18 protein-coding genes are annotated in these 22,706 nt (G+C 70.2%); 8 read left to right on the top strand and 10 right to left on the bottom strand.

Features of this window, described 5'->3' with window-relative positions; all coding sequences use genetic code 11:
• Window positions 1-36 precede the first annotated feature (36 nt).
• Complete coding sequence (locus tag M4D53_RS03250; protein ID WP_259951871.1) at window positions 37-1,620, top strand: SDR family oxidoreductase; 1,584 nt, start codon at window positions 37-39, stop codon at window positions 1,618-1,620.
• 18 nt (window positions 1,621-1,638) lie between these two features.
• Here M4D53_RS03250 and M4D53_RS03245 read toward each other — a convergent pair whose 3' ends face one another.
• The 8 genes from M4D53_RS03245 to M4D53_RS03210 all read right to left on the bottom strand — a co-directional run bounded on the left by M4D53_RS03245 (window position 1,639) and on the right by M4D53_RS03210 (window position 10,953).
• On the bottom strand, window positions 1,639-3,597 hold the full coding sequence (locus tag M4D53_RS03245) for a BCCT family transporter (protein WP_259951870.1): 1,959 nt from the start codon (window positions 3,595-3,597) through the stop codon (window positions 1,639-1,641).
• Between the two features lie 136 nt (window positions 3,598-3,733).
• A complete protein-coding gene (locus M4D53_RS03240; RefSeq protein WP_259951869.1) occupies window positions 3,734-5,503 on the bottom strand; it encodes an ABC1 kinase family protein in 1,770 nt (589 codons plus the stop codon).
• A 45-nt stretch (window positions 5,504-5,548) separates the two neighbouring features.
• Window positions 5,549-6,172 carry a PadR family transcriptional regulator gene (locus M4D53_RS03235; protein WP_259951868.1) on the bottom strand — a complete coding sequence of 208 codons (624 nt, stop codon included), beginning with the start codon at window positions 6,170-6,172 and terminating at the stop codon, window positions 5,549-5,551.
• A 71-nt stretch (window positions 6,173-6,243) separates the two neighbouring features.
• Complete coding sequence (locus M4D53_RS03230) at window positions 6,244-7,155, bottom strand: ROK family protein (protein ID WP_259951866.1); 912 nt, start codon at window positions 7,153-7,155, stop codon at window positions 6,244-6,246.
• Window positions 7,152-7,835 carry an N-acetylmannosamine-6-phosphate 2-epimerase gene (locus tag M4D53_RS03225; RefSeq protein WP_259951864.1) on the bottom strand — a complete coding sequence of 228 codons (684 nt, stop codon included), beginning with the start codon at window positions 7,833-7,835 and terminating at the stop codon, window positions 7,152-7,154. Before M4D53_RS03225 ends, M4D53_RS03230 begins: the two co-directional genes overlap by 4 nt.
• Complete coding sequence (locus M4D53_RS03220) at window positions 7,832-8,698, bottom strand: carbohydrate ABC transporter permease (RefSeq protein WP_085604539.1); 867 nt, start codon at window positions 8,696-8,698, stop codon at window positions 7,832-7,834. Before M4D53_RS03220 ends, M4D53_RS03225 begins: the two co-directional genes overlap by 4 nt.
• Entirely contained in the window at window positions 8,685-9,653 is a 969-nt protein-coding gene (locus tag M4D53_RS03215) for a carbohydrate ABC transporter permease (RefSeq protein ID WP_259951860.1), read from the bottom strand. Before M4D53_RS03215 ends, M4D53_RS03220 begins: the two co-directional genes overlap by 14 nt.
• Before the next feature lie 10 nt (window positions 9,654-9,663).
• Window positions 9,664-10,953, bottom strand: coding sequence for an ABC transporter substrate-binding protein (locus tag M4D53_RS03210; protein WP_259951858.1), 1,290 nt, complete (start codon window positions 10,951-10,953; stop codon window positions 9,664-9,666).
• Window positions 10,954-11,080: 127 nt separating this feature from the next.
• On the opposite strand from M4D53_RS03210, the gene M4D53_RS03205 reads away from it, so the two are divergent.
• From M4D53_RS03205 to M4D53_RS03195, 3 genes are all read left to right on the top strand, one after another.
• Window positions 11,081-11,797 carry a GntR family transcriptional regulator gene (locus M4D53_RS03205; RefSeq protein WP_259951856.1) on the top strand — a complete coding sequence of 239 codons (717 nt, stop codon included), beginning with the start codon at window positions 11,081-11,083 and terminating at the stop codon, window positions 11,795-11,797.
• A gap of 50 nt (window positions 11,798-11,847) precedes the next feature.
• The gene (locus M4D53_RS03200) at window positions 11,848-13,350 is read left to right on the top strand and encodes a DUF4127 family protein (protein WP_259951854.1); all 1,503 of its coding nucleotides are present in this window, start codon (window positions 11,848-11,850) and stop codon (window positions 13,348-13,350) included.
• A 129-nt stretch (window positions 13,351-13,479) separates the two neighbouring features.
• The gene (locus M4D53_RS03195) at window positions 13,480-15,081 is read left to right on the top strand and encodes a glycosyltransferase family 2 protein (protein ID WP_259951851.1); all 1,602 of its coding nucleotides are present in this window, start codon (window positions 13,480-13,482) and stop codon (window positions 15,079-15,081) included.
• Between the two features lie 67 nt (window positions 15,082-15,148).
• On the opposite strand, the gene M4D53_RS03190 is transcribed toward M4D53_RS03195, so the two are convergent.
• Together M4D53_RS03190 and M4D53_RS03185 are read right to left on the bottom strand one after the other, a co-directional pair.
• Window positions 15,149-16,492 (bottom strand): HNH endonuclease signature motif containing protein, encoded by a 1,344-nt coding sequence (locus M4D53_RS03190; RefSeq protein ID WP_259951849.1) that lies wholly within the window; start codon window positions 16,490-16,492, stop codon window positions 15,149-15,151.
• Window positions 16,493-16,779: 287 nt separating this feature from the next.
• Window positions 16,780-17,433, bottom strand: coding sequence for a hypothetical protein (locus M4D53_RS03185; RefSeq protein ID WP_259951848.1), 654 nt, complete (start codon window positions 17,431-17,433; stop codon window positions 16,780-16,782).
• A 216-nt stretch (window positions 17,434-17,649) separates the two neighbouring features.
• Here M4D53_RS03185 and M4D53_RS03180 point away from each other — a divergent pair, with 216 nt between their 5' ends.
• The 4 genes from M4D53_RS03180 to M4D53_RS03165 all read left to right on the top strand — a co-directional run bounded on the left by M4D53_RS03180 (window position 17,650) and on the right by M4D53_RS03165 (window position 22,670).
• A complete protein-coding gene (locus M4D53_RS03180; RefSeq protein ID WP_259951846.1) occupies window positions 17,650-18,732 on the top strand; it encodes an extracellular solute-binding protein in 1,083 nt (360 codons plus the stop codon).
• Between the two features lie 38 nt (window positions 18,733-18,770).
• Window positions 18,771-19,790, top strand: a complete 1,020-nt coding sequence (locus M4D53_RS03175) for an ABC transporter ATP-binding protein (RefSeq protein ID WP_259951844.1) — start codon at window positions 18,771-18,773, stop codon at window positions 19,788-19,790.
• A 151-nt stretch (window positions 19,791-19,941) separates the two neighbouring features.
• Window positions 19,942-21,651 carry an ABC transporter permease gene (locus M4D53_RS03170; RefSeq protein ID WP_187664073.1) on the top strand — a complete coding sequence of 570 codons (1,710 nt, stop codon included), beginning with the start codon at window positions 19,942-19,944 and terminating at the stop codon, window positions 21,649-21,651.
• Window positions 21,648-22,670 (top strand): LacI family DNA-binding transcriptional regulator, encoded by a 1,023-nt coding sequence (locus M4D53_RS03165; protein ID WP_187662990.1) that lies wholly within the window; start codon window positions 21,648-21,650, stop codon window positions 22,668-22,670. Before M4D53_RS03170 ends, M4D53_RS03165 begins: the two co-directional genes overlap by 4 nt.
• Window positions 22,671-22,706: the final 36 nt, after the last annotated feature.

Genomic DNA, 22,706 nt, shown 5'->3' with positions numbered 1-22,706 from the left:
GTTCCGCGTGTCGGCCCCGGGATCTACGCTCGGAGCATGAGCGAGCTCACCCAGCCCACCGGTCGCGAGGACGCCCTGCGGGCGATCCCGCGCGGCGACGGCTCCGCGCCGCGCGCGCTCGTGCTCGGCGCCACCGGCTACATCGGCGGCCGCCTGACACCGCGCCTGCTGAACGCCGGCTACCGGGTCCGGGTCCTCGCGCGAGATGCCGCTCGTGCGGCCTCCTTCGGCTGGGGCGAGGAGTGCGAGATCTTCGAGGGGTCCGCCGACGACGAGCACGCCGTGGCCTCCGCGATGGACGACGTCGACGTCGTGTACTACCTCATCCACTCCATGTCGGCCGGCACGGGCTTCGAGGAGAGCGACGAGCGCGCGGCGACCACCGTCGCCACGGCGGCTGCCCGAGCCGGGGTCCGGCGGATCGTCTACCTCGGCGGCCTGCACCCGGACGACGTGAAGCTCTCCCCGCACCTCCGCTCCCGGGTCCACGTCGGGGAGATCTTCCTGGAGTCCGGGGTGCCCACCCTCGTCCTGCAGGCGGGCGTGGTGATCGGCTCCGGCTCGGCGTCCTTCGAGATGATCCGGCACCTCACCGACGTGCTGCCGTACATGCCGGCGCCGAAGTGGGTGCGCAACCGGATCCAGCCGATCGCCGTCCGCGACGTGCTGCACTATCTGCTCGGCGCGGCGCGGGTCGACGCGGGTGTCAATCGCGCCGTCGACATCGGCGGACCGGATGTGCTGCGCTACGGCCAGATGATGAACGGGTACGCGGTGGAGGCCGGACTGCGGCAGCGCGCCATCGCGGCCCTTCCTGTGCTGACGCCGGAGCTCGCGTCGCACTGGGTGAACCTCGTCACGCCGGTGCCGCGCTCCATCGCCCGGCCCCTGGTGGCCTCGCTGCAGAACGAGTGCATCATGAAGGATCATGCCGTCGACGCACTCATCCCGCGGCCCGAGGGCGGCCTCACGCCGTATCGCCGGTCTGTGGCGCTGGCCCTCGGTCGGGTGGACGCGGACGCCGTGGAGACGAGCTGGCAGGACGCCGAGGTGTCCGGAGCGCCGAGCGACCCGCTGCCGAGCGACCCCGACTGGGCGGGACGGACCGTCTTCACGGATAAGCGGTCGGTCGCGACGCGCGCATCCGTCGCGGAGCTGTGGCGCGTCATCCTCGGGATCGGCGGGGAGAACGGTTGGTACTCGTCGCCACTGCTCTGGGCGGTGCGGGGGCTCATGGACCGCGTGGTCGGCGGCGTGGGCCTCAGCCGCGGACGCCGCAGCCGTACCGCCGCCCGGGTCGGGGATGCGATCGACTTCTGGCGCGTGGAGGCGGTGGAGCAGACCGAGGAAGGCCATCTGCTGCGGCTCCGCGCGGAGATGAAGGTGCCGGGCGAGGCCTGGCTCGAACTGCGCGCGGTGCCCGACGGCGAGGGCGCCCGCTACGAACAGCGCGCCGTGTTCTTCCCCCGCGGCCTCCTCGGCCGGCTGTACTGGCTCGCCGTGCTGCCCTTCCACGGACTCATCTTCTCCGGCATGGCCGCACGGATCACCGCGGCCGCCGAGTCAGGCGATCACGCCGGTTCAGGCGCCTTCCGCGCGGAAGTGCCTGACCCGGCGTGAGCGCCTGAGCTCTCGCGCTCAGTCCTTGTCGGCGGGGGCGTCCATCGCGGCCTCGACGGCGGCGTCCACCTCGGCCGGCGGGATGATGTCGATCGCCTCGGTCGCCGCTTCGTAGACCTCGGCGAGCGTGTCGTCGACGGTGTCCTCGTCGATCCAGGCGAGGTCGTCCTCCGAGTGGTCGTACTCGACGGGCACGAGGGCGAAGTCGTCGCCGTACTCCTCGAGCCCGGCCATGACGCTGTGCCGGACGGCGGCGCGAGCATACCGGTCGCGCAGGATCAGCGGATCGCGCCGGAGATCCTTCATGAACGCGATCATCATGAACGCCATGATGATCGCGAACGGCAGCGCCGCGATGATCGTCGCGTTCTGCAGCGACTGCAGTCCGCTGCCCTCGGCCCCGCTGACGAGCAGCACCGCCGCGATGACGCCCACGAGCACACCCCAGACGACGGCGACCCAGCGCGACGGCTCCGGGCGGCCCTGCTGCGACAGCGTGCCCATGACGAGCGAGGCGGAGTCGGCGCCGGTGATGAAGAAGATCGCGATGAGGATGATCAGGACGATGCTGGTCACGAGCGGGAACGGGAGGTTCTCCAGTACCCCGAACAGCACTTCCTCCGGCGGGTCGACCACGAGGCCCGCGCCGTCCATCTGCTGCTGGATGGCCGTGGTGCCGAAGATCGCGAACCACACGAGCGAGATCGCGGAGGGCACCACGATGACGACCGACACGAACTGACGGAGCGTGCGGCCGCGCGAGATCTTCGCGATGAACATCCCGACGAAGGGCGACCACGAGATCCACCACGCCCAGTAGAAGATCGTCCAGCTCGACAGGAAGGCCTGCGCGGCCTCACCCTGCGAGGCGGAGCGGCCGATCATGGTCGGCAGGTCACCGAGGAACTGGACCGCGACCGACGGGATGACATTGAGGATCAGCAGCGTCGGACCGACGAAGAAGACGAAGAACGCCAGCAGGATGGCGACGACGGCGTTGATGTTCGACAGCGCGCGGATGCCCTTGGAGACGCCCGACACGGCGGAGGCGATGAAGCACGCCGTGAGCACGGCGATGACCGCGATGAGGATGCCGTTGCCGAGGGGTCCGGCTCCGCTGATGATCTCGACGCCGTGGCCGATCTGCAGCGCCCCGAGGCCGAGCGAGGCGGCCGTGCCGAACAGCGTCACGATGATGGAGAAGATGTCGATCGTGCGGCCGACCGGACCCGTCGTGCGGTTCTCGCCCAGCAGCGGGGCGAAGATCGACGAGATCAGCGGCGTACGACCGCGGCGGTAGGCGCCGTAGGCGATGGCTCCACCGACGAGCGCGTAGAACGCCCAGGCCTGCGGGCCCCAGTGGTACAGCACCTGGGTCTGCGCGGTGTGCATGGCCTCGAGGGTGTTCGCCTCGACGGTGCCGGGCGGCGGGTTCTCGAAGAACGTCAGCGGCTCGGCGGCGCCCCAGAACACCAGGCCGATGCCCATGCCCGCCGCGAAGAGCATCGAGATCCACGAGAACATCGAGAACTCGGGCTCCTCGTCGTCGCGGCCGAGGGGGATGCGCCCGTACTTGCTGAACCCGACGAACAGCATGAAGACGAGGATGATCGTGGCGATCGTCGTGAAGAAGAAGCCGAAGTACTCGACCACCCAGGCCAGCACCGTGCTGGTCGTGCCGGCGAGGTTGTCCCCCGCGAACACGCCCCAGGCGATGAAGGCGAGGGCGAACGCGGCGGCGACGCCGAAGACCAGCGGGTCCGTGCGGTAGGTGCGCCCCGTCTCCTCGACCGAGACCCCGGGGACGAGCGCCGGGTGCACGCTGCGCGGCGGGACCGTCGTGATGTCGCGGACGATCTTGCGCGCGGTCTCGGAGGCCTTCGCGGCCTGGCGGTGCGTCCCGGTCACGACGGCGTCGGTGCGCGGACGGGTCGATCCTGCGGAGCGTTCGGCGGGCTTCTCGTCAGGCATGTCCATGAGAGACCATCTTTCCACCTGCGCGGGCTCAGGCGAACGCGGGAGATCAGGCGCTCCCGCACGAGAGCGCCTGATCCCGCGCGAGCGCCTGTTCTCGCGGGGCCGTCGGGCGGGTCAGCGCGGGGTCAGCGCGGGGTCAGCGGGGGCGGCGGCGACCCAGGAAGAGGGCGCCGAGCAGCGGCAGCACCGACACCCACAGCAGCGTGATGCCCAACGGTGGGAGCGGATCGACGAGCAGCGCCCCGCCCACGAGCATCGCCGCGAACAGGACCCCGGAGGCGATCCGTCGCGCGATGCCCTCCAGCCGGTCGAGCCGCCGCTCCAGGCGGGAGGTGTCGAAGGACACATTGCCGTCGTCGACGCGGGTGATGATGTCGTCGATGCGCTTCGGGAGCCGCCAGGTCGTGGCCGCGTTCGCCATCGCCTGTTCCGCCATGTCCTGCATGAGGGTGCCGGACTCGTCCCGGAGCAGCCGCGCGGCATACGGCTCGGCCGCGTCCCACACGTTGAACGCCGGGTTCAGGGCGCTGCACATGCCGGAGGTGAGGGACACGGCCCGGATGAGGAGCAGCATGTCCTCGGGGAGCTGCAGCGGGAGCCGGCGCACCATGTCGCCGAACTCCTCGGCGAAGTCGGTGAACTCCCGCGGGTCCACGCGGCTCAGTTCCGCGAAGCCCATCCCCCCGAAGCGCGCGAAGAGGGCCGTCAGCGCCCGCTCCAGCTCGCCGGTGTCGGCGGTCGGCAGGAGCACGCCGATCTCCTTCGCGGCGCGGACCAGGCCCCGGCTGTCCCGCGCGGTCACCGCGATGAGCAGCGTCCGCAGTCCCTGCCGGAGGTTGTCGGAGACCTCGGCCATCATGCCGAAGTCGATGAACGTGAGCCGGAAGCCCCCCTGAGCTCCTGAGCCGCCCTGGGCCCCTGAGCCGCCCTGGGCTCCTGAGCCGCTCTGGGCTCCTGAGCCGCCCTGGGTCCCTGAGCTCGTCGAAGGGACCGGCGTGACGAAGATGTTGCCGGGGTGCGGGTCGGCATGCACGAACCGGTGCGTGAAGACCTGGTCGAACATGACCTCGGCGAAGGCATCCGCGACCGCGGAGGGGTCGATGCCTGCCGCTCGGAGAGCCGCGGTGTCGTTGATCTTGATCGCGGTCACGTCGGACAGCGTGAGCACCCGGCGGGTCGTACGCTCCCAGACGATCTCGGGGGCGGCCACACGCGGGTCGTCGGCGAAGTTCTCGCGGAACCGCTCGGCGCTGCGGGCCTCGTGGAGGTAGTCGATCTCCTCGAGGCTCGTCACGGCGAACTCCTCGACGAGGGCGGGGGTGTCCACCCGGTCGGCGACGATCCGGACCCGGGTCAACCACCGCGCGACCCGGCGGAGGGCGGCGAGGTCGACGGCGACGATCTCGTCGATGCCAGGGCGCTGCACCTTGACCACGACCTCGTCGAGCCCGGTGTCCTCGGCATCGAGCGACGAGAGGCGGGCGCGGTGCACCTGGCCGAGGGATGCGGCCGCAACCGGGGTGTCGTCGAACCAGGTGTACACACGCTCGAGCGGCATGCCCAGCTCGGCCTCCGCGAGCGCCCGGATCTGCGGCGTGGGCACGGCCGGGACCTCGTCCTGCAGCCCCTCCAGCTCCGCCGTGATCTCGGGCGGCAGCACGTCGAGGCGCGAGGACATGAACTGCCCGACCTTGATCATGAGGCCGCCGAGATCGACGGCGAGCGCATGGAACCGCCGCGCGAACCGCTGCATGCGGCGGGCGCGGGTACGCTCGGCGACACCACGCAGCCCGAACCGCGGAAGGACGAGCTCGAACCACCAGATCGCCACGAACTCACGGCTCGCGAAGGACAGGATGCGGCGGTACCGGGCTCGGTGAGGACCCTGTGCCGCCGCTGCCGTCATCGCGTCATCCTTCCGCCGTTCCGCGCCGGACGCCGCACGACGCGGTCAGTCCTGGGCGAGGATCGTGTACAGCCTACGGCGGGCCTCGTCGAGCACCTCGATGGCCTGCTGCACCTGCTCCGGCGAGCCGCTGCGCCCGACCTGCGCGGCCGCGGCGGCGAGGTCGACCCCGGCCTTGGGCAGGGCGCTGTAGCGGGCGTCGCGGCTGCGGTCCTTGTCGGAGGACGGCACCCACGGCGGGGTCTCGGTGCTCTCCGCGGCGACGGCACGGCCGGCCTCGGTGAGAGCGTAGGTCTTGCGGCCGTTCTGCTCCTCGGCCTCGATCAGGCCCTCGTCGGCGAGGAGCTGGAGCGTCGGGTAGACGGAACCGGCGCTCGGCTTCCAGGTGCCGTCGCTGCGCTCGGCGATCTCGTTGATGATCTGGTAGCCGTGCATCGGTCGCTCGACGAGAAGCGAGAGGACGGCGGCGCGCACGTCACCGCGGGCCATGCGGGATCCGCCGGAGGGGCGCGACTCGAACGACTTGCGCAGCTGGTCCATCGCCTCGAACAGCGCTCCGGCCGGACCCTGCGAGCCGCCGAAGAGATTGCCGAGGCCGCCGACGAAATGGCCGCTGTTGCTGCCGTTGCTGTTCCCGCCGAACGGGGTGGAGGGGAATGCGTTGTTCATGATGACCTCCCAGTCGTGAACGATACTCAACGATATATCGTTAACGCTGAGCGCGGGGTGGGAATCCGGACTCAGACCGGCGCGAGCAGCGCAGCCCCGGTGACGGTCGCATCGATCCCGAGCTCCGCGGGTCGCACGCGGGCTGCCGTCGGCCCCGGCATCGCCGCCGCCCGGTACGCGCGGGCGACCTCGGCGAGATAGCGCTCCCCGATGGCCGCCACACCGCCGCCGACCGCGATCACCTCGACGTCGAGAAGCGCCTGCGCCCCGGCCAGCGCGCGACCGAGGAACCGCGCCCCCTCCGCGATCACCTCCTCGGCGACCGCGTCACCGGCGCGAGCGGCCGCGTCCACCTCCCGCAGCGTGAGCGCCGTGCCCGTGCGCTCCCGGTACGTCTGCTCCAGCCCGGGGCCGGAGGCGACGGCTTCGACGTGTCCGACTCCTCCGCAGCCGCAGCGACGCCCGGCCAGCTCCGGAGGGAGGACCAGTTCGGTGTGCCCGACCGACCCCGCCGTGCCGGTCACGCCCGCGCGGAGACCGTCCGGGAGCACGACGGCTCCGCCGATGCCGGTGCCGACGGTGACCATCAACAGCCCGCACGCTCCCCGACCCGCCCCTGCCGCGGCCTCCGCGACCGCCGCCGCGTGCACGTCGTTCACGACCGCCACCGGCACATCGAGGGCGTGGATGAGCGCCGCGCGCAGCGGGAAGCCCGCCCAGCCGCTGATCGCATCGGTCGCCGAGGTGATGCCGCCGTCCTGATCGACGACCCCGGCGGTGCCCACACCGACCGCCGCGACCCGCTCCGCACCGCGGACCATGTCGATCGCATCGACGACCGCCCGCACGATGGCCTCGCCGCCCTCCCTGGCCGGAGTGGACAGGGTGCGCACGGCGGTGACGCGACGGCGCCCGCCGTCCGGCTCCTGCCGGAACCCGGCGACGGCGATCTTCGTGCCGCCGATGTCGACCCCGACGATCACGCCCGCTCCGTGGCGGCCGGCGTCGCGGCGACGAAGCGGCGGGTGAGGGCGATGGGATCGGTGATCGCCCCACCCACGACGACGGCGAAGGCTCCGGCATCGAAGGCCGCTCGTACCTGCGCAGGGGTCTGGTAGCGCCCCTCGGCGATGGCCGGGATCCCCGCGGCGGCGAGCGCGGCCACGAGGTCGAGGTCCGGTTCGTCCTGGCGCGGCGAGTGCGGGGTGTAGCCGGACAGGGTCGTGCCGACGACCGCTGCCCCCGCCGCCCATGCGCGCTCGCCCTCCGCGACCGTCGACACGTCGGCCATCACCGGTCGCCCCGTCGCCGCGGCGATCTCCCCGATGAGCCGGAAGTCCGTGCCGAGCTGCTCCGTCGTGGCGTCCACCGCGATGATGTCGGCTCCAGCTTCTGCGAGTCCCGTGGCGAGCGCGAGCTCCGGGGTGATGACGTTGCGGACGCCGTTCCAGATCTTGTGGAGTCCGATGATCGGCACGTCGGTGACCGGACGCACCCGGCGGATGTCGTCCGGCCCGTTGAGCCGCAGACCGCTCGCGCCGCCGAGGAGCGCAGACTCGGCGAGCGCACCGATGACGTGGGTGTCCCTGGCGGGGGCGCCCGTGGACGCCTGGACCGAGGCTACGAGCCGGCCGCGGAGGAGATCGAGGGAATCGTGGGTCACTTGAGGGCTCCTGCACTGGCGCCGCCGATGAAGAACTTCTGACCGAGGAGGAAGATCGCCACGGCCGGGAGCGTGAACATCACGCACGCGGCCATGAGCGGCCCCCAGGCCACGTCGTTCTCCCCGAAGAAGGCGTACAGACCGATCGACAGCGTGTACGTCGACTGGTCGTTGAGGTAGATGAGGGGATTGAGGAAGTCGGTCCACGCCCAGACGAACTGGAAGATCGCGGCGGTCACGATGGCCGGACGCGCCAGGGGAAGGACGATCGTCGCGTAGGTGCGGAACTCCGAGGCGCCGTCGAGACGGGCGGCCTCGATGAGCTCGTCCGGTACCGCGAGGAGGAACTGCCGGATCATGAAGATGAAGAACGGCGTGCCCAGGAACGCGGGGACGATGAGCGGGAGGTAAGTGTTCGTCGCCTCCAGCCCGTTCCACACGAGGAACAGCGGGATCAGCGTGACCTGCGGCGGCAGCATCATCGTGGCGAGCACGAGGATCAGGAGCGGCCGGGCACCGCGCCACTTCACCTTCGCGAGGGCGTAGGCGACGAGCGGACACGAGATGACCGTGCCGAGGATGCTCATGCCCGAGACGAAGAGCGTGTTGGCGAGGTAGCGCCACACCGGGATCTGCGCGAACGCCTCGGCGAAGTTGGCCGTGGTCCACTCGGCGGGCAGCAGGGTGGGCGGCGAGGAGAACACGTCGCCTGGTGTCTTGAACGCGGTCGACAGCATCACCAGCAACGGGAACAGGAACAGCAGCGCGAGCAGCGTTACCGCGATCTGCTGCCGGACGCGGCGGAGCGTGCGGCGGGTGCGACGGGGGCGGCGCACCGGAGCGGAGATGTCAGCGTGCGCCATCGTGGACCCACTTCCTCGAGGTCGCGAGCACGATGAGGCTCACGACGAGCGTGACGATGAACAGCGTCCACGCCATGGCGGAGGCGTAGCCCATCTTCAGGAACACGAAGGCGTTCTGGTACAGGTACATCGCGTACGAGAGCATCGACTGCCCCGGGCCCGACCCCGCCTGATTCAGGCGCTCCTGCGACAGGATGTAGGGCTGCGTGAAGATCTGCAGGAACCCGATGATGCTCACGATCACCTGGAACAGGGTGACCGGGGAGACCGTGGGCCAGGTGACGTTGGTGAAGCGGCGCCAGGCGCCTGCGCCGTCGAGCTCGGCCGCCTCGTACAGCTCCTTCGGCACCTCCTGCAGGGCGGCGAGGTAGATGATCATGGTCCCGCCCACGGTCCACAGCGACATGAGGATGATGGCGGGCTTCGTCCACTCCGGCTGCTGCAGCCAGGCCGGTCCCTCGATGCCGAACCACGAGAGGAAGTGGTTGATGAAGCCGTACTGGGCGTTCAGGAGCCAGCGCCACAGGTAGCCGCCGACGACGACCGGCACGATCGACGGGAGATACACGAGCGCGCGATACAGCGGCTGGCCCCGCACCGGGGTGTTCAGCAGGTGCGCACCGGCCAGGGCGGTGCCGATCGCGAGCGGTACGCCGAACGCCGTGAGCACGGCCGTGTTGGCGAGGGACTTCCAGAACACCCCGTCGGCGAACATCTGGGTGTAGTTGTCCAGCCCCACCCACTCGGGCGCCTGGAACAGGTTGAAGTCGGTGAAGCTGTAGTACGCCGACGCCGCGATCGGATAGGCGAACAGGAACAGGAAGCCGACGATGAACGGCGACGCGAAAGCCAGGCCGATCAGCGTGGTCCGGCGGCTGCGGCGCCGCCGGACGGGAGCGCCGGGTCCGGCAGGAGCGTTCTCCTGCCGGACCCGGGGTGCTGTTGCCGTGGTCACGAGGACCGGCTCACTTCGAGGTGTAGGAGGCCATGCGCTCCTCGACGGTCGCGATCGCCTCCTCCGGGGTGGCGGTCAGCCGCACGACCTCGTCGAACGCGGTCGCGAGGTCCGTCGCGTACTCGGCGCTGTACGGACGGCTGGCCAGGGACTTCGCGTTCGGGGAGGACGCGGCCTCCGCCCAGACACCGAAGTCCTGCAGCTCGTCGAACGCGGCGCTGCCGGCGAGGGAGGAGCGGCCCGGGAGGTTGCCGAGGGCGACGGCGAACTTCTCCATGGGCTCGTCGCTCACGAGGTAGGCGAGGAAGGTGGCCGCCTCCTCCTTGTGCTTCGAGTTCGCGGGGATGAACAGGGTGCTCGCGGTGACCTGCGTGCTGTTCTCCAGGTCCGGCGAGGCGGCGGGGATCGCGGTCACGCCCCACTCGAAGTCGGGGGCGATCTTGGCGGCGCTGGCCGACCGCCACTCGCCGTCGATGATCATGGCGACCTGGCCGCTGAAGAACGGGTCCTGTGCGGAGAGGTACTCGCCCTGTCCGGACACGAAGGTGGCCATGGCATCGGCGCCGACCGGCTCGATCACGTTGTCCTGGTACCACTGCAGGGCCTCGAGGTTGCCGTCTTCCGCGGGGGTCGGGCCGTCCTCGCCGTCCCAGCTGCCGCCGAACGCGTAGCCGAGGGTCGTGAGGGTGGTGCTGTCGTTCGCCGAGCCGAGACCGAGCTGCGTGATCTTGCCCGAGGCGTCCTTCTTGGTGAGCTTCGGGATGGCGGCGGCGAGCTCGTCCATCGTCGTCGGCGGGGTGACCCCGGCCTCCTCCAGCAGCTGCGGGTTGTAGAGGAGCTGGAAGCTGTGGATCGCGATCGGCAGCGAGTAGATCGTGCCGTCGTAGGTCATCTGCTCCATGGCGCTCGGGACGAAGTCGTCGACGTCGATGTCCTCGGCGGCGATCGCGTCGTCGAGCGGCGCGAGGATGCCCTTCGAGGCCCAGGCCCCGACGGTGTTGCCGAAGTTGTCGGAGATGTCGAAGGAGCCGTTCGACGACGACATCGACGTGAGCTGCTTCTGGGTGTCGGGGCTGGAGACGCCCTTGACGACGATGTCGTCCTGGCTGGCGTTGAAGTCGGCGATGATCGCCTCCAGCGCCTTCGCCTCCTCCCCGCCCCACAGGTACGAGAACGTGATCTCGGTGGGGCCGTCCGCGTCGCCGCCGCCGCCGGCGCAGCCGCTCAGGGCGACGATCGTCGCCGTGCCCAGCGCCCCGGCGACCAGGACGCGTCGGCGCATGTTGTGCTTCACGTGCATGGGGATTCTCCGCTCATCGTTGACCGTGCAAAGGATTGGAATAGACCAATTAAGAACCGCTGAGAGGAGACATTGACACAAACCGGGGTGATCGTCAAGATTGGGTTAGTCCAAACGAGGGGGAATCATGTCGGCGATCGAGGGCGTCACGAAGCACGAACGCGTGCGGCGGCATCTGGAGCAGGTCATCGATCAGGGCCTCGCACCCCACGAGAAGCTGCCCACGGAGCGCGAGCTCGCGGAGTCGCTCGAGGTGAACCGGCAGACCGTGCGTCGCGCCCTCGACGAGCTCGAACGGGACGGACTGGTGTATCGGCTGCAGGGGGCGGGCACGTTCGTGAGCGCCTCGCGGATCAGCAAGGCCTTCGAGCTGACCTCGTTCTCGGAGGACATGCTCGCCCGGAACATGCGACCGGGCTCCCTCTCCGTCGACGTCGGCACCGCGGCGGCCGGGCAGACCGCAGGGTACGCCCTGAACCTCAGCCCGCAGTCCCCCGTCGTGCGGATCCGCCGCGTCCGGACCGCCGACGACATCCCGATCTGCCTGGAGGTGTGCTCGATCGCAGCCGACGCCGTGCCGGGCCTGGAGGACGGCATCGTGGGCGACTCGCTCTACGACGACCTGCGCACCCGGTTCGGCATCACCGCCGTGCGCGCCGACCAGGAGATCCACGCGGTCGTGCTCGACGAGGAGCAGGCCGCCGCGCTGCAGACGCCGCCGTTCTCCCCCGCCTTCCTCGTGAAGCGCACGACCTATGACGCCCGCAGCCGCCCGATCGAGTATGCCGAGTCGGTGTACCGCGGCGACCGCTACTCGTACCTCGTCTCCATCGCCCGCCCCTGATCCCCGACGACTCCCGACCTGCGATCCCCTTCACCGACGAAAGGCTCCTCGTGTCCGACCCGACCCTCCGCCCGCGCATCGCGTTGCTCCCCCTCGACGATCGGCCGGTGAACGTCAAGCTCCCGGGCGACGTCGCGGCCGTCGCCGGAGTGATCCTCGACGTCCCGCCCGCCGAGATCCTCCCCTCGTACCGGACCGCGGGCGACGCCGACGGGCTGGGGGCCTGGCTGCGCGAGCGTGCCGCGGACCCGGCCACGGTGCACCTCGTGGTGTCGGTGGACATGCTGCTCTACGGGGGCCTCATCTCGAGCCGCACGAGTCACGACACCACCCGCGACGTGCTGGCGCGTCTGGACGTGCTGCGCGAGGTGCGGCGGATGCGGCCCGACCTGCCGATCTCGGCGGTGTCGCTCGTGACCAGGGCGAGCAACTCCTACTCCGCGGCCGAGGAGCCGACCTACTGGACGGAGCACGGCAAGGAGATCCACGCGCTCGGCGGCGACGCGCACCGACTGCTCGGCGAGACCGAGGTGCTGCCGCTGGACGACCTGACTCCGGTGCCCGCCGAGGTCGTCTCCGACTACTCGTCTCGACGGCTGCGCAACCATATCGTGAACCTCTCCACGCTGGGACTCATGGAGGACGAGACCCTCGACTTCCTGGCGATCACCGCCGACGACACCGCCCCCTTCGCGGCGGGCAGCGCAGAGCAGGTGTGGCTCCGGCACTGGATGCGGATGCTGCCGTCGGGCCGTCGCGTGCTGATGTACCCCGGTGCCGACGAGGTGGGCGCCGCGCTCGTCGCCCGGGCCCTGGCGGCGAACGCCGGGGTGACCGCCTCGTTCTCGGTGACGTGCGCGGACGCCGACGGCATGGAGCGCGTCCCGCCGTACGAGAACATGTCGCTCGCGGCGTCGGCGAGCCGGCAGATCCGCGCGGCCGGCGCCGAGGAGGTCGCCGCCGGAGGCGACGTCACCCTCGTGCTGCACGCCCCCGACCCCGACCGGCACGACATGTTCCGCGGGCGGCCCGAGGTCGTCGATGCGGACGCCGTCGCAGGGACGGTCGCTCTCGTGCGGGAGCGTCTGGACGCCGGGGAGCACGTCGCCCTGGCGGATGTGCGGTACCCGAACGGCGCGGACGAGGCGCTCGTACGCGCGCTCGCCGAAGCCGGACTGCTCGGCCGCCTGGAGGCTTTCGGCGGGTGGAACACCGCCGGGAACACGCTCGGCAGCGTCGTCGCGGTGGCCGCCGCCGGCGTCGTCGGTCGGGCCTCGGGCTCCTTCGACGACCGCGCCGCGCGGATCGCCCTGCTGACCCGCCTGCTCGACGACTTCGCCTACCAGGCCGTGGTGCGCACGGATGCGGGGCCGTCCCTCTTCCCCGACATCTATCCGATGGCCGACGACGCGCAGGTCGCGACGGCGGAGCGCGTCATCCGCGCCGAGCTGACGGGCTTGCTGGAGTCGATGCTGCCCGCCGACGACGTGCGGATCGAGGAGCTGACCCTCCCTTGGCGGCGGTCCTTCGAGATCGGTCTCACCCTGCGCTGACTCCTCCGCGGCACCGGCATACACCCGCGACCGCCGCGAGCCTGGCGCGCTCCACAGGAAGGGATGGTTGGCTGGAACCTCCGGCGGGGGAGATTCGAGCCGGGTACGACCACAGGGGGGACGGCGTCCATGAGCAGTACGACCGGGCACGAGGCGGCGGGCAGCCGAGTGCGGGTGAGTGTGGTGGTGCCGGTGTTCCGGCCGAAGGCGTCGTTCGACGACCTCATCGCCTCGCTCGACGCCCAGACGCTGGACCGGGAGGCCTTCGAGGTCCTGCTCTGCGACGACGGCTCCGGGGAGGAGACGGCCGCGCGGCTGGAGAGCATCGCGAAGGATCGCCCTCATGTACGCGTGCTGTCGCTGCCGCACTCCGGCTGGCCCGGTACTCCGCGCAACCGCGGCGTCGAGGAGGCCAGAGGGACGTACGTGCAGTTCGTGGACCAGGACGACTGGCTGTACCCGCGCGCACTCGAGCGGCTGTGCGACTACGCCGATGAGCACGGGTCGGACGTCGTGGTCGGCAAGGAGGTGGGCATCGGACGGAAGCTGCCCGCCAAGATCTTCCAGCGCGGCATCCCGCACGCGGTGCTCGGCGAGGACCCGATCCTGGAGATGCTGACGCCGCACAAGATGTTCCGGACGGCGTTCCTCCGCGAGCACGGCATCCGCTTCCCTGATGGCAAGGTGCGACTCGAGGACCACCTGTTCGTGATGCAGGCGTACTTCGCCGCCGACACGATCTCGGTGCTCGCCAGCGAGCCCTGCTACGCGTGGGTGAAGGAGCCCGGGAGTGCGAGCTCGTCGCGCATCGACCCCGAGTCGTACTTCCCGCACCTGGAGACCGTGCTCGATGTCGTCGAGGCGAACACGGAGCCCGGGAAGGTGCGCGACCGGCTGCTGCGGCACTGGTTCCGCGGCAAGATCCTCAACCGGATCGCCGGACGACGGATGGTGAAGTACCCGACGGAGTACCGCGACCGCCTGCTGGACGTGGTGGTGCCGCTCGCGCAGCGTCGATTCGGCCCCGGCGTGGATGCGGGGCTGTCGTTCCCGCAGCGCATCCGGGCGGCTCTGCTGCGCGCCGACCGCCGGGATGACCTGCTCGCCTTCGCCGCGTTCGAGGCGGACACGACCTGCACGGCCACCGTGACCGCGGCGCGCTGGTCGCGCGGCGGGTTGCAGCTCACCGTGCGCGTCCGTCTGCTCCGGGACGGCGAGGAGGCGTTCGTGTTCGAGACCGTCGGTTCCGCCGACCGGCTGGTCTCCCTGCCCCCGTCGGCGACCGAAGACCTCCCCTCCGGGCTGCTCAACGCTCGCAAGGAGCGTCGCGCTGACCGCGTCGACCTCGTCGCGCGGGATACGCCGACCCCCGGACAGGCGCCGGAGTCGACGGCAGGCTCGGAGCGCAAGATCGGCGGCCGACGCCCGAAGCGCCTCGACGCGGTGCCCATCGCCCTGGACCCGATGAAGGCGTTCCGCGAGGACGGCGCTCGCGACGCCGACCTCACCGTCGCCGTCCGCTACGCCGGGTGGATGTTCACCGCCCCGCTGACAGCGGCGCCGGACGTGACGGCACACCTCGGCAGGTCGCCGCTTCTCGCGGGCCGTCGGGTCGAGCTCGTACGGAACGAGGACGGCAGCCTGCGGCTGCGCCGCGAGTGGCCGGGCGGCGCCTGGCGCGACGCCCTCGCACGAGCCGCCCGCCGCGTCCGCTCCCGACTTCGCCGCTGATCCCCCACCGACAGATCCGTCCACGCAGCAGATCCCTCCACACGCGCTGACGCCCGCGCGATCCCAGTCACGCTGCGACATCGAAGCGCGCTCGTCCGCCCAGCCGTGGAGTGCGCTGCGGGTCGACCCACCGCGGCGGAAGGAACCACGGTCGGCCGGTCACGCCGGAACCCTCGATCACGATCTCCCACCCGTTGTCGTGGATGCGGTGGTGGCAGGTCTCGCAGAGCAGGATCCCGTTCGAGAGATCGGTCGGACCTCGATCTCGCTGCCACCAGCGGAGGTGGTGAGCCTTCGTCATCCCGGGCGGGAGCCCGCACATGGCGCACCCGCCATCCCGCTCGGCGAGGGCCAGTCGTTGGGCTCGGGTGAAGAGGCGCTTCTCGCGGCCCCAGTCCAGAACCTCGCTCGCACCGCCGAGGACGCAGGGGATGACGCCCCCGCTGGCCGCCATCCGCCGCGCGGCACCGATGTCGATCACCTGGTCGAGCCCGTCGACCGTCGCCGACCCGGTTCCCGCCTGCAGATCGTCCAGCGATACCCGAACGATCACCGTCGCCCCGGCGAGCGGCACCCGATCGCCCTCGCACCCGAGCACGTGCGCGCAGAAGAGGGACAGCGCATCGGCCTGGATCATCGCGACGGAGCGCCGATCCGCGTCGGGCGACTCCGCATCGGGGGCTTCGAGGCGGGAGGCGAACACGGCAGACACGTGCCCGCGGATCGCGGTGACGACCGGCGCAGCGGACTCGGCATCGAGCTGCGCGTGCAGATGCACCATGCCGTCACGTTCGAAGATGCGCAGTCCGCGCCGACCGCGCTGTTCCTCCGCCCGCGGCGCTACGCCGTCGGGGTCGAGCCACGCTTCGGCGCGGAGGACGAGCTTGCGCACTGCATCGAGCTCGAGCCCTTCGGCTGCGGCGGTCAGCACGCTTTCCGCCTCGGCGATGCGCTCCACACCGGCGGCCACGCGGCAGCGATCGAGGAGAGCGACGAGGAGACCGATCGCCGGCGCTCCGAGCACACCCGACGCGAGTGCTTCCCGGAGGAGCGGATACCGCGCGGGCAGCGGCGCGCCGAGCAGATCGCTCCGCGGCGCGGTCGCCTCTCCGACCTTCACCAGGCGCTGCGCCTCCGCCGTCGAGATGCCCGTCGTCGCGGCGACGAGCTTCGCCGCCGTGCGGTACCCGCGTTGCTTCGCCAAGCTGTCGGCTCCGAGCTCCGCGCGCGACTCCCGAGCGATGCCGGCGGCCACGTCGACGTGGATCGCATCGAGCCGGCGCTGCAGAAGTCCGATCGCGTCGGCCACCTCGACGAGCTGCACGCGGGAGAGTTCGGCGACATCGCCCGCGGCGCCCCACGCCTCGTCGAGGCAATCCATCGCCTCGCGCAGTCCGGACGTTTTCGACATGCTTCATTCTATCTCGGCAGGCCTCAACTTTCGAAGTTATGTTCGAATGCATGCCGGCATTCTGCCGCGGTCTGCCGCTCCTCCTGCCCGCCCCTACACGTCGAAGAGCGGGGCCGGGCGGCAGTCGCGGCGGTAAAGATTGCCTGGGCCGTGTCGATCGGTGCGACGATCGCGCGTGGGCATCAGCACGCGACGAGCACCACACGTCCCGAGCAGGACAGCGGCGGCGGGATCGAATCACAGCAACCCGCCCTGTCTGGAGGGTGAGACGCCCGGGTGGAACGAGTCTAGAACGGCAGGTCGCGAGACCCCGGTGGGGCGATGAGGATGCCCGTGATCTTGCCGAAGCCGTTGTAGGCAACGCGGCCGATCCACTCTCCGGCCTCGTGGCGCAGGGTCACCTGCACGATCGCTCCGTTACTCAGGTGCCGGTTGGCGAGCGTGCTCAGCGGCGTGCTGCCGTCCGCCGTCTGTACCGTCGAATCGACGCAGGCTTCGAGGCGGCCGGTGTCACTCCGGATCTGGTCCCACACGCTCATCAGTTTGCGCTTGGTCAGCGCGCGACCGCAGGCGTACGTCATGTGTGCTCGCACAGCCTCGTAGTCGCCGGCATCCAGGTGTGCGAATACCGCGCTCGTGCGATCCGAAAGGTCTGTCACCGGCGCTGCCAGCATCCCTGCCTCACCCTTGGTGCCGAATCGCTTGAACGCTGCTTGTCGGCTTACGCCGAGCGTGGCGCCGATCTCTTGCCACGAGACGCCATGCGAGCGCGCGGTGGAGACCGACTCCTGCAATCGCTCACGCGAACGCCGGACCAACTCGTCGGCCTGACGGATCATCAGGACCTCATCGCCCGAGCGAGACGGCGCTTCTCCTCCGCCAGCGTCGACGAGGGAGGCGAGGGCGGCAAGCGACAAGCCGCTGGTCGATGATCCGTCCATGAAGCGAGCCTATGGACCTGACTCGCGAGCGTCAACTAAAGGATGACATTCACGAGTCCCACTCGTTCACCTCGTCGCATCCTCGCGTTCACGCCGCGCGCCTATCTTGAGTGCGGACGCGCGACCGCGCTCACGAAACCAGACAATCTTTGTGCCTTCACCACAAGAACCGGTAGTGTCGCATCGACACACCTCGAAGGCGAGAAAGGGACGAACATGGCCGACAGGCAGCAGAGGCGCTGGGCGCTCATCGGATTGACGGCCGCGGCGGCGATCGCGCTCACCGGATGCACGGCGGGCGGCGACGGAGACGCGGGCGACGGCGGCGGCAGCGACGGCGGCTCCGGCGACACCCTCATCGTCTACACGAACTCGAACAGCGACGGCCGCGGTGAGTGGATCATCGAGAAGGCGGCGGACGCGGGCATCGACATCGAGATCGTGGGCCTCGGCGGCGCCGACCTGACGAACCGCATCATCGCGGAGAAGAACAACCCGGTCGGCGACGTGGTCTTCGGCCTGAACAACATGTTCTTCGAGCAGCTCAAGACGGAAGAGGCCATCACGGCCTACGAACCGAGCTGGAGCGACGAGGTCCCCGCGGACGCCGGCGACCCGAAGGACGGCGCGTTCTGGCCGCTCGTGGAGCAGGCGATCGTCACGGTCTACGACGAGAACCGCATCAGCGACGCTCCGGCGGACCCGGACGACCTGTACACCGATGAGGAGTACGCCGGCCGCTACGAGGTCAACCCCGCGCTCGGCCAGGCCACCCCGCAGCTCGTGCTCGCCAGCATGCTCTCCCGTCACCTCGACGAGGACGGCGACCTCGGCGTGAGCGACGAGGGCTGGGACCTGGTGAAGTCGTACTACGCCAACGGCTCGCCCGCTGTGGAGGGCACCGACCTCTACGCCCGCATTACGCGCGACGAGGTCGACTACGGCGTGCTGCCGTCCAGTGGCATCGCGTCCCGCGACGAGGAGTACAGCACCGCCACCGGAATGATCGTTCCCGAGTACGGCGTCCCCTACGTGACCGAGCAGATCGCGCAGATCAACGGCACGGACAACGAGGAGAAGGCCCAGGAATTTATCGACTGGTTCGGCAGCGCCGAGGTGCAGGGCGAGTTCGCCGCGGAGTTCAATGCCATGCCGGTGAACGAGGGCGCGGTCGAGAAGGCCAACCCCGAGGTCGTCGAGCTCATGGGCACGCTCGACCGTCAGGACATCGACTTCGGCTTCGTGAGCGAGAACCTCGGCGCCTGGGTCGAGAAGGTCACGCTCGAGTACATCGGCTGAGCCGAGCCGTCCCGCCGCTCCGGCAGAGAGAGAAGACGATGATCCGTTTCGACGACGTCGAGGTCGTGTTCGGCGACCACCGTGCGGTCTCGCACCTCGATCTGGAGATCCAGGAGGGTGAGTTCTTCACCCTCCTGGGTCCGTCCGGATGCGGCAAGACCACCGCCCTGCGCACGCTCGCGGGGTTCATCGAGCCCACCGGCGGCCGCATCCACATCGCCGGTCGCGACGTGACCCGGGTGCCGAGCGAGAAGCGCGGCGTGGGCATGGTGTTCCAGAACTACGCCCTGTTCCCGAGCATGAACGTGCGGGAGAACATCGCGTTCGGCCTCTCGGTGCAGAAGGTGTCGAAAGCCGAGCAGCGACGGCGCGTGGACGAGGTCGCCGACCGCACCGGGCTCGCCGCGTCGCAGCTCGAGAAGAACGTGGCGGAGCTGTCCGGCGGCCAGCAGCAGCGCGTCGCCATCGCCCGGGCGCTCGCGCTCACCCCCAGCATCCTGCTCCTGGACGAGCCGCTGTCGAACCTCGACGCCAAGCTCCGCGTGCAGCTGCGCGAACAGCTCAAGGAGCTGCAGCACGAGGTCGGCGTGACCACCGTGTACGTCACGCATGATCAGGAGGAGGCGCTCACTCTCAGCGACCGGATCGCCGTGCTCGACGCCGGGACGCTGCAGCAGGTGGGCACGCCGGAGGAGATCTACGACCGCAGCGCGACGCCGTTCGTCTGCCGGTTCATCGGCGAGAACAACCGCCTCACGCCCGCGCAGCTCATCGCGATCGGCGCCGGCCTCGATGCCACGGCCGAGAGCTACGTGCGGCCGGAGAAGCTGCACCTGGCGTCGCCGTCCGAGGCCACCGCCGGCGGCACGGCGTCGCTCGACGGCACCGTCGCCGAGCGCACGTACCACGGCAGCCACAGCGTCTACACGGTCTCCGCTGCCGACGCGTCGCTCCGGGTGAGCGTGCCGGCCGCGGCGAGCGCGCACCGCTGGGACGTCGGCGACGCCGTGCGCATCGACGTCGCCCCGCGGTGGATCCTGCAGTACCCGGCGGCGTGACATGAGCGACCCGCAGAACGACTCCCGTCCGGTGCCGCCGCCGTCCGCGGCGATGACCGACACCCCCGGCGCGCTGACGACCGAGGCGGCCGAGGCGGGCACCGCGACGAAGCCCCGCCTCCGCCGCGGACGGCCGGGCAGCGTGCGCGCGATGCTCCGCTCGCCGCTCGCCTGGGTGACCGGCATCGTCGTGATCTGGTTCGCCGCCGCCTTCCTCGTGCTGCCGAACGCCGAGCTGCTCGCCGCGACGTTCTTCCCGGACGGGCAGTTCAGCATCCGTGCCGTCGAGAAGCTGCTCGGCAGCGAGCGCGCGCTGAAGACGCTCGGCAACAGCTTCCTCCTCGCGATCACGCTGTCGGTCACGGTGAACGTCGTCGGGGTGTTCATCGTGCTGGTGACGCAGTACTTCCAGGTGCGCGGCGCGAAACTCCTCTGGCTCGGCTACGCCACCACCCTGATCTACGGCGGCATCGTGCTCGCGGCCGGCTACAACTTCATCTACGGCAAGTTCGGCTTCATCACGAATCTGATGGTGAACATCTGGCCGGACATGAACCGGGACTGGTTCTCCGGCTACTTCGCGGTCGTGTTCGTGATGACGTTCGCGACGACGACGAACCACATGCTGTTCCTGTCCTCGTCGCTCGGCAAGGTGGACTACGCGTCGATCGAGGCCGCGAAGCTCATGGGCGCCTCGACCTGGACGATCCTGCGCCGCATCGTGCTGCCGGTCATGAAGCCGATGCTCTTCGCGGTCACGGTGCTGACGTTCCTCATCGGTCTCGGGGCCCTGACCGCGCCGCTCGTGCTCGGCGGTCCGGACTTCCAGACCGTCGCACCCCTCATCATCGACCTGTCGCGCAGCCCGATCACCCGTGACATCGCGGCGCTGCTGGCGATCGTGCTCGGTGTCGCGACGATCATCCTGCTCGCGATCATGAACCGCGCCGAGAAGTCGGGGGTGTACTTCTCGGTGGCGAAGGTGGCGACGCCGATCCAGAAGCAGCGGATCCGCAACCCGTTCGCGAACGCCGTCGTGCACGTGGTCGCCTACCTGCTCTGGGTGATCTACCTCATCCCGGTCGTGCTCATCGTGATCTTCTCGTTCGTCGACGCGCGGAGCATCCTCGCCGGGTCGATCACCCTCGACAGCTTCACGCTCGACAACTACATCACCGTGTTCTCCAGCGCGGCGGCCCTCCGGCCGTTCATCGTCAGCGTCGTGTACAGCGCCCTCGCCGCGGTCATCGTCGTGGGCGGGCTGCTGTTCGTGGCGCGGATGATGCAGAAGCACCGCAATCTGCTGACCACAGCCATCGAGTACGTCCTGCACATCCCGTGGATCCTGCCGATCGTGCTGATCGCGCTGGCCTTCGTGATGGCGTTCGACGCGCCGCAGCCTCTCGTCGGGAACATCGTGCTCACGGGGACGCCGGTGCTGCTGCTCGTCGCGTACATCTGCGTGAAGATCCCGTTCACGCTGCGGCTGCTCAAGGCGGGCTTCGCGTCCGTGCCGGACTCCCTGGAAGACGCCTCGCGCATCCTCGGAGCGCGCTCGCTGACCACGTTCCGGCGCGTGCTCATCCCGCTCGTGCTGCCGACCGCTGCCGCGATCACGGCGCTGAACTTCAACAGCCTGCTCGACGACTACGACGCCGCGATCTTCCTCTACCACCCGCTGTACAAGCCGCTCGGCGTCGCGATCCAGGAGAGCACGCGCGGGGAGAACAACCTCGACGCGATGCCCATCACGTTCGTCTACACCGTGCTGCTCATGATCATCATGGGTGTCACCATGTATCTCGTGTATGGACGAGGTTCACGCGCCGGAGCGCCCCGCCGACGGAAGCGGCGCGCATGAGCGGGGCGGATGCCGGGACGCCCGCCCTGCGGGTCACGATCAGCGACGTCGCCGCGGCGGCCGGGGTGTCCCGCGCGACGGCGACCAGGGCGCTGAAGGGCGAGGGCCGTTTCGCACCGGAGACGCAGGAGCGCATCCTGGAAGCCGCCGAGCGGCTCGGGTACGTGCGCAACACCATGGCCGCGGAGCTCGCCGCCGGACGCACCGGCACCGTCGGCCTCATGCTGCGCGACGCCAGCAACCCCGCATACGGCCTCCTCTTCTCCCGGTTGCAGGAGGAGGCGCATCAGCGCGGCCTCGACCTCGTGACCGTCACGATCGGCGCCGACGAGCAGGGCGCCAAGCAGGTGAATGCGCTGCACCGGCTGCTCGGCATGCGGGTCGCGGGACTCATCGTCGCCACCGGCGGCATCTCCGCAGCGCAGCTCGAGCCGTTCGCCGACCAGGTGCCGATCCTCCGTGCCGGGCGCGTGGAGTCAGCGGGCCGCATCCACACCGCCCACTACGACGACGAGGGCCACGGACGTCTGCTCGCGGAGCACATCGTCGCGCTCGGGCATCGGAGCGTCGTCGTGCTCGCCGGAAGCCCCGACGCGTCGTACCCCGAGCACCTGCGCGCGCTCGCGATGCAGGAGGTCCTGACCACGGCGGGCGTCGCCGTGACGATGATCTCCGCCGGCGCGCGTCCCGACGACGGCGTCGATGAAGCTCTCGCCGCCGTGCGCGCCGGGGCGACCGCCGTCATGTGCGCCTCGGACTACCGGCAGCTCGCCGTCATGCGCGGCGCCCGCGCGGCAGCCCTCCGCGTGCCGGAGGACGTGAGCGTGACCGGGTGCGACGGCATCCTGCCCGGCGCCGACCTGCTCGGGCTCACGACGCTGCGGATCCCCGTGGAGGCGGTGGCCGCGGCATCCGTCGAGACCATGCAGCAGCTGCTCACCGCGGACGAGCCGGAGACGCTCGTGCGCCGCTCGTTCACGGGAACGCTCGTCCCCGGATCCACGGCCGCCGCCGTCTGACATCTGCCCCGACCTGCCTCCGTCCGCCGACCAGGA

Origin of the sequence: Microbacterium meiriae, assembly GCF_025143875.1 — a bacterium.
In the GTDB taxonomy this organism is placed as follows: Bacteria; Actinomycetota; Actinomycetes; order Actinomycetales; family Microbacteriaceae; genus Microbacterium; species Microbacterium meiriae.
This window is presented reverse-complemented; position numbering and strand designations above follow the sequence as displayed.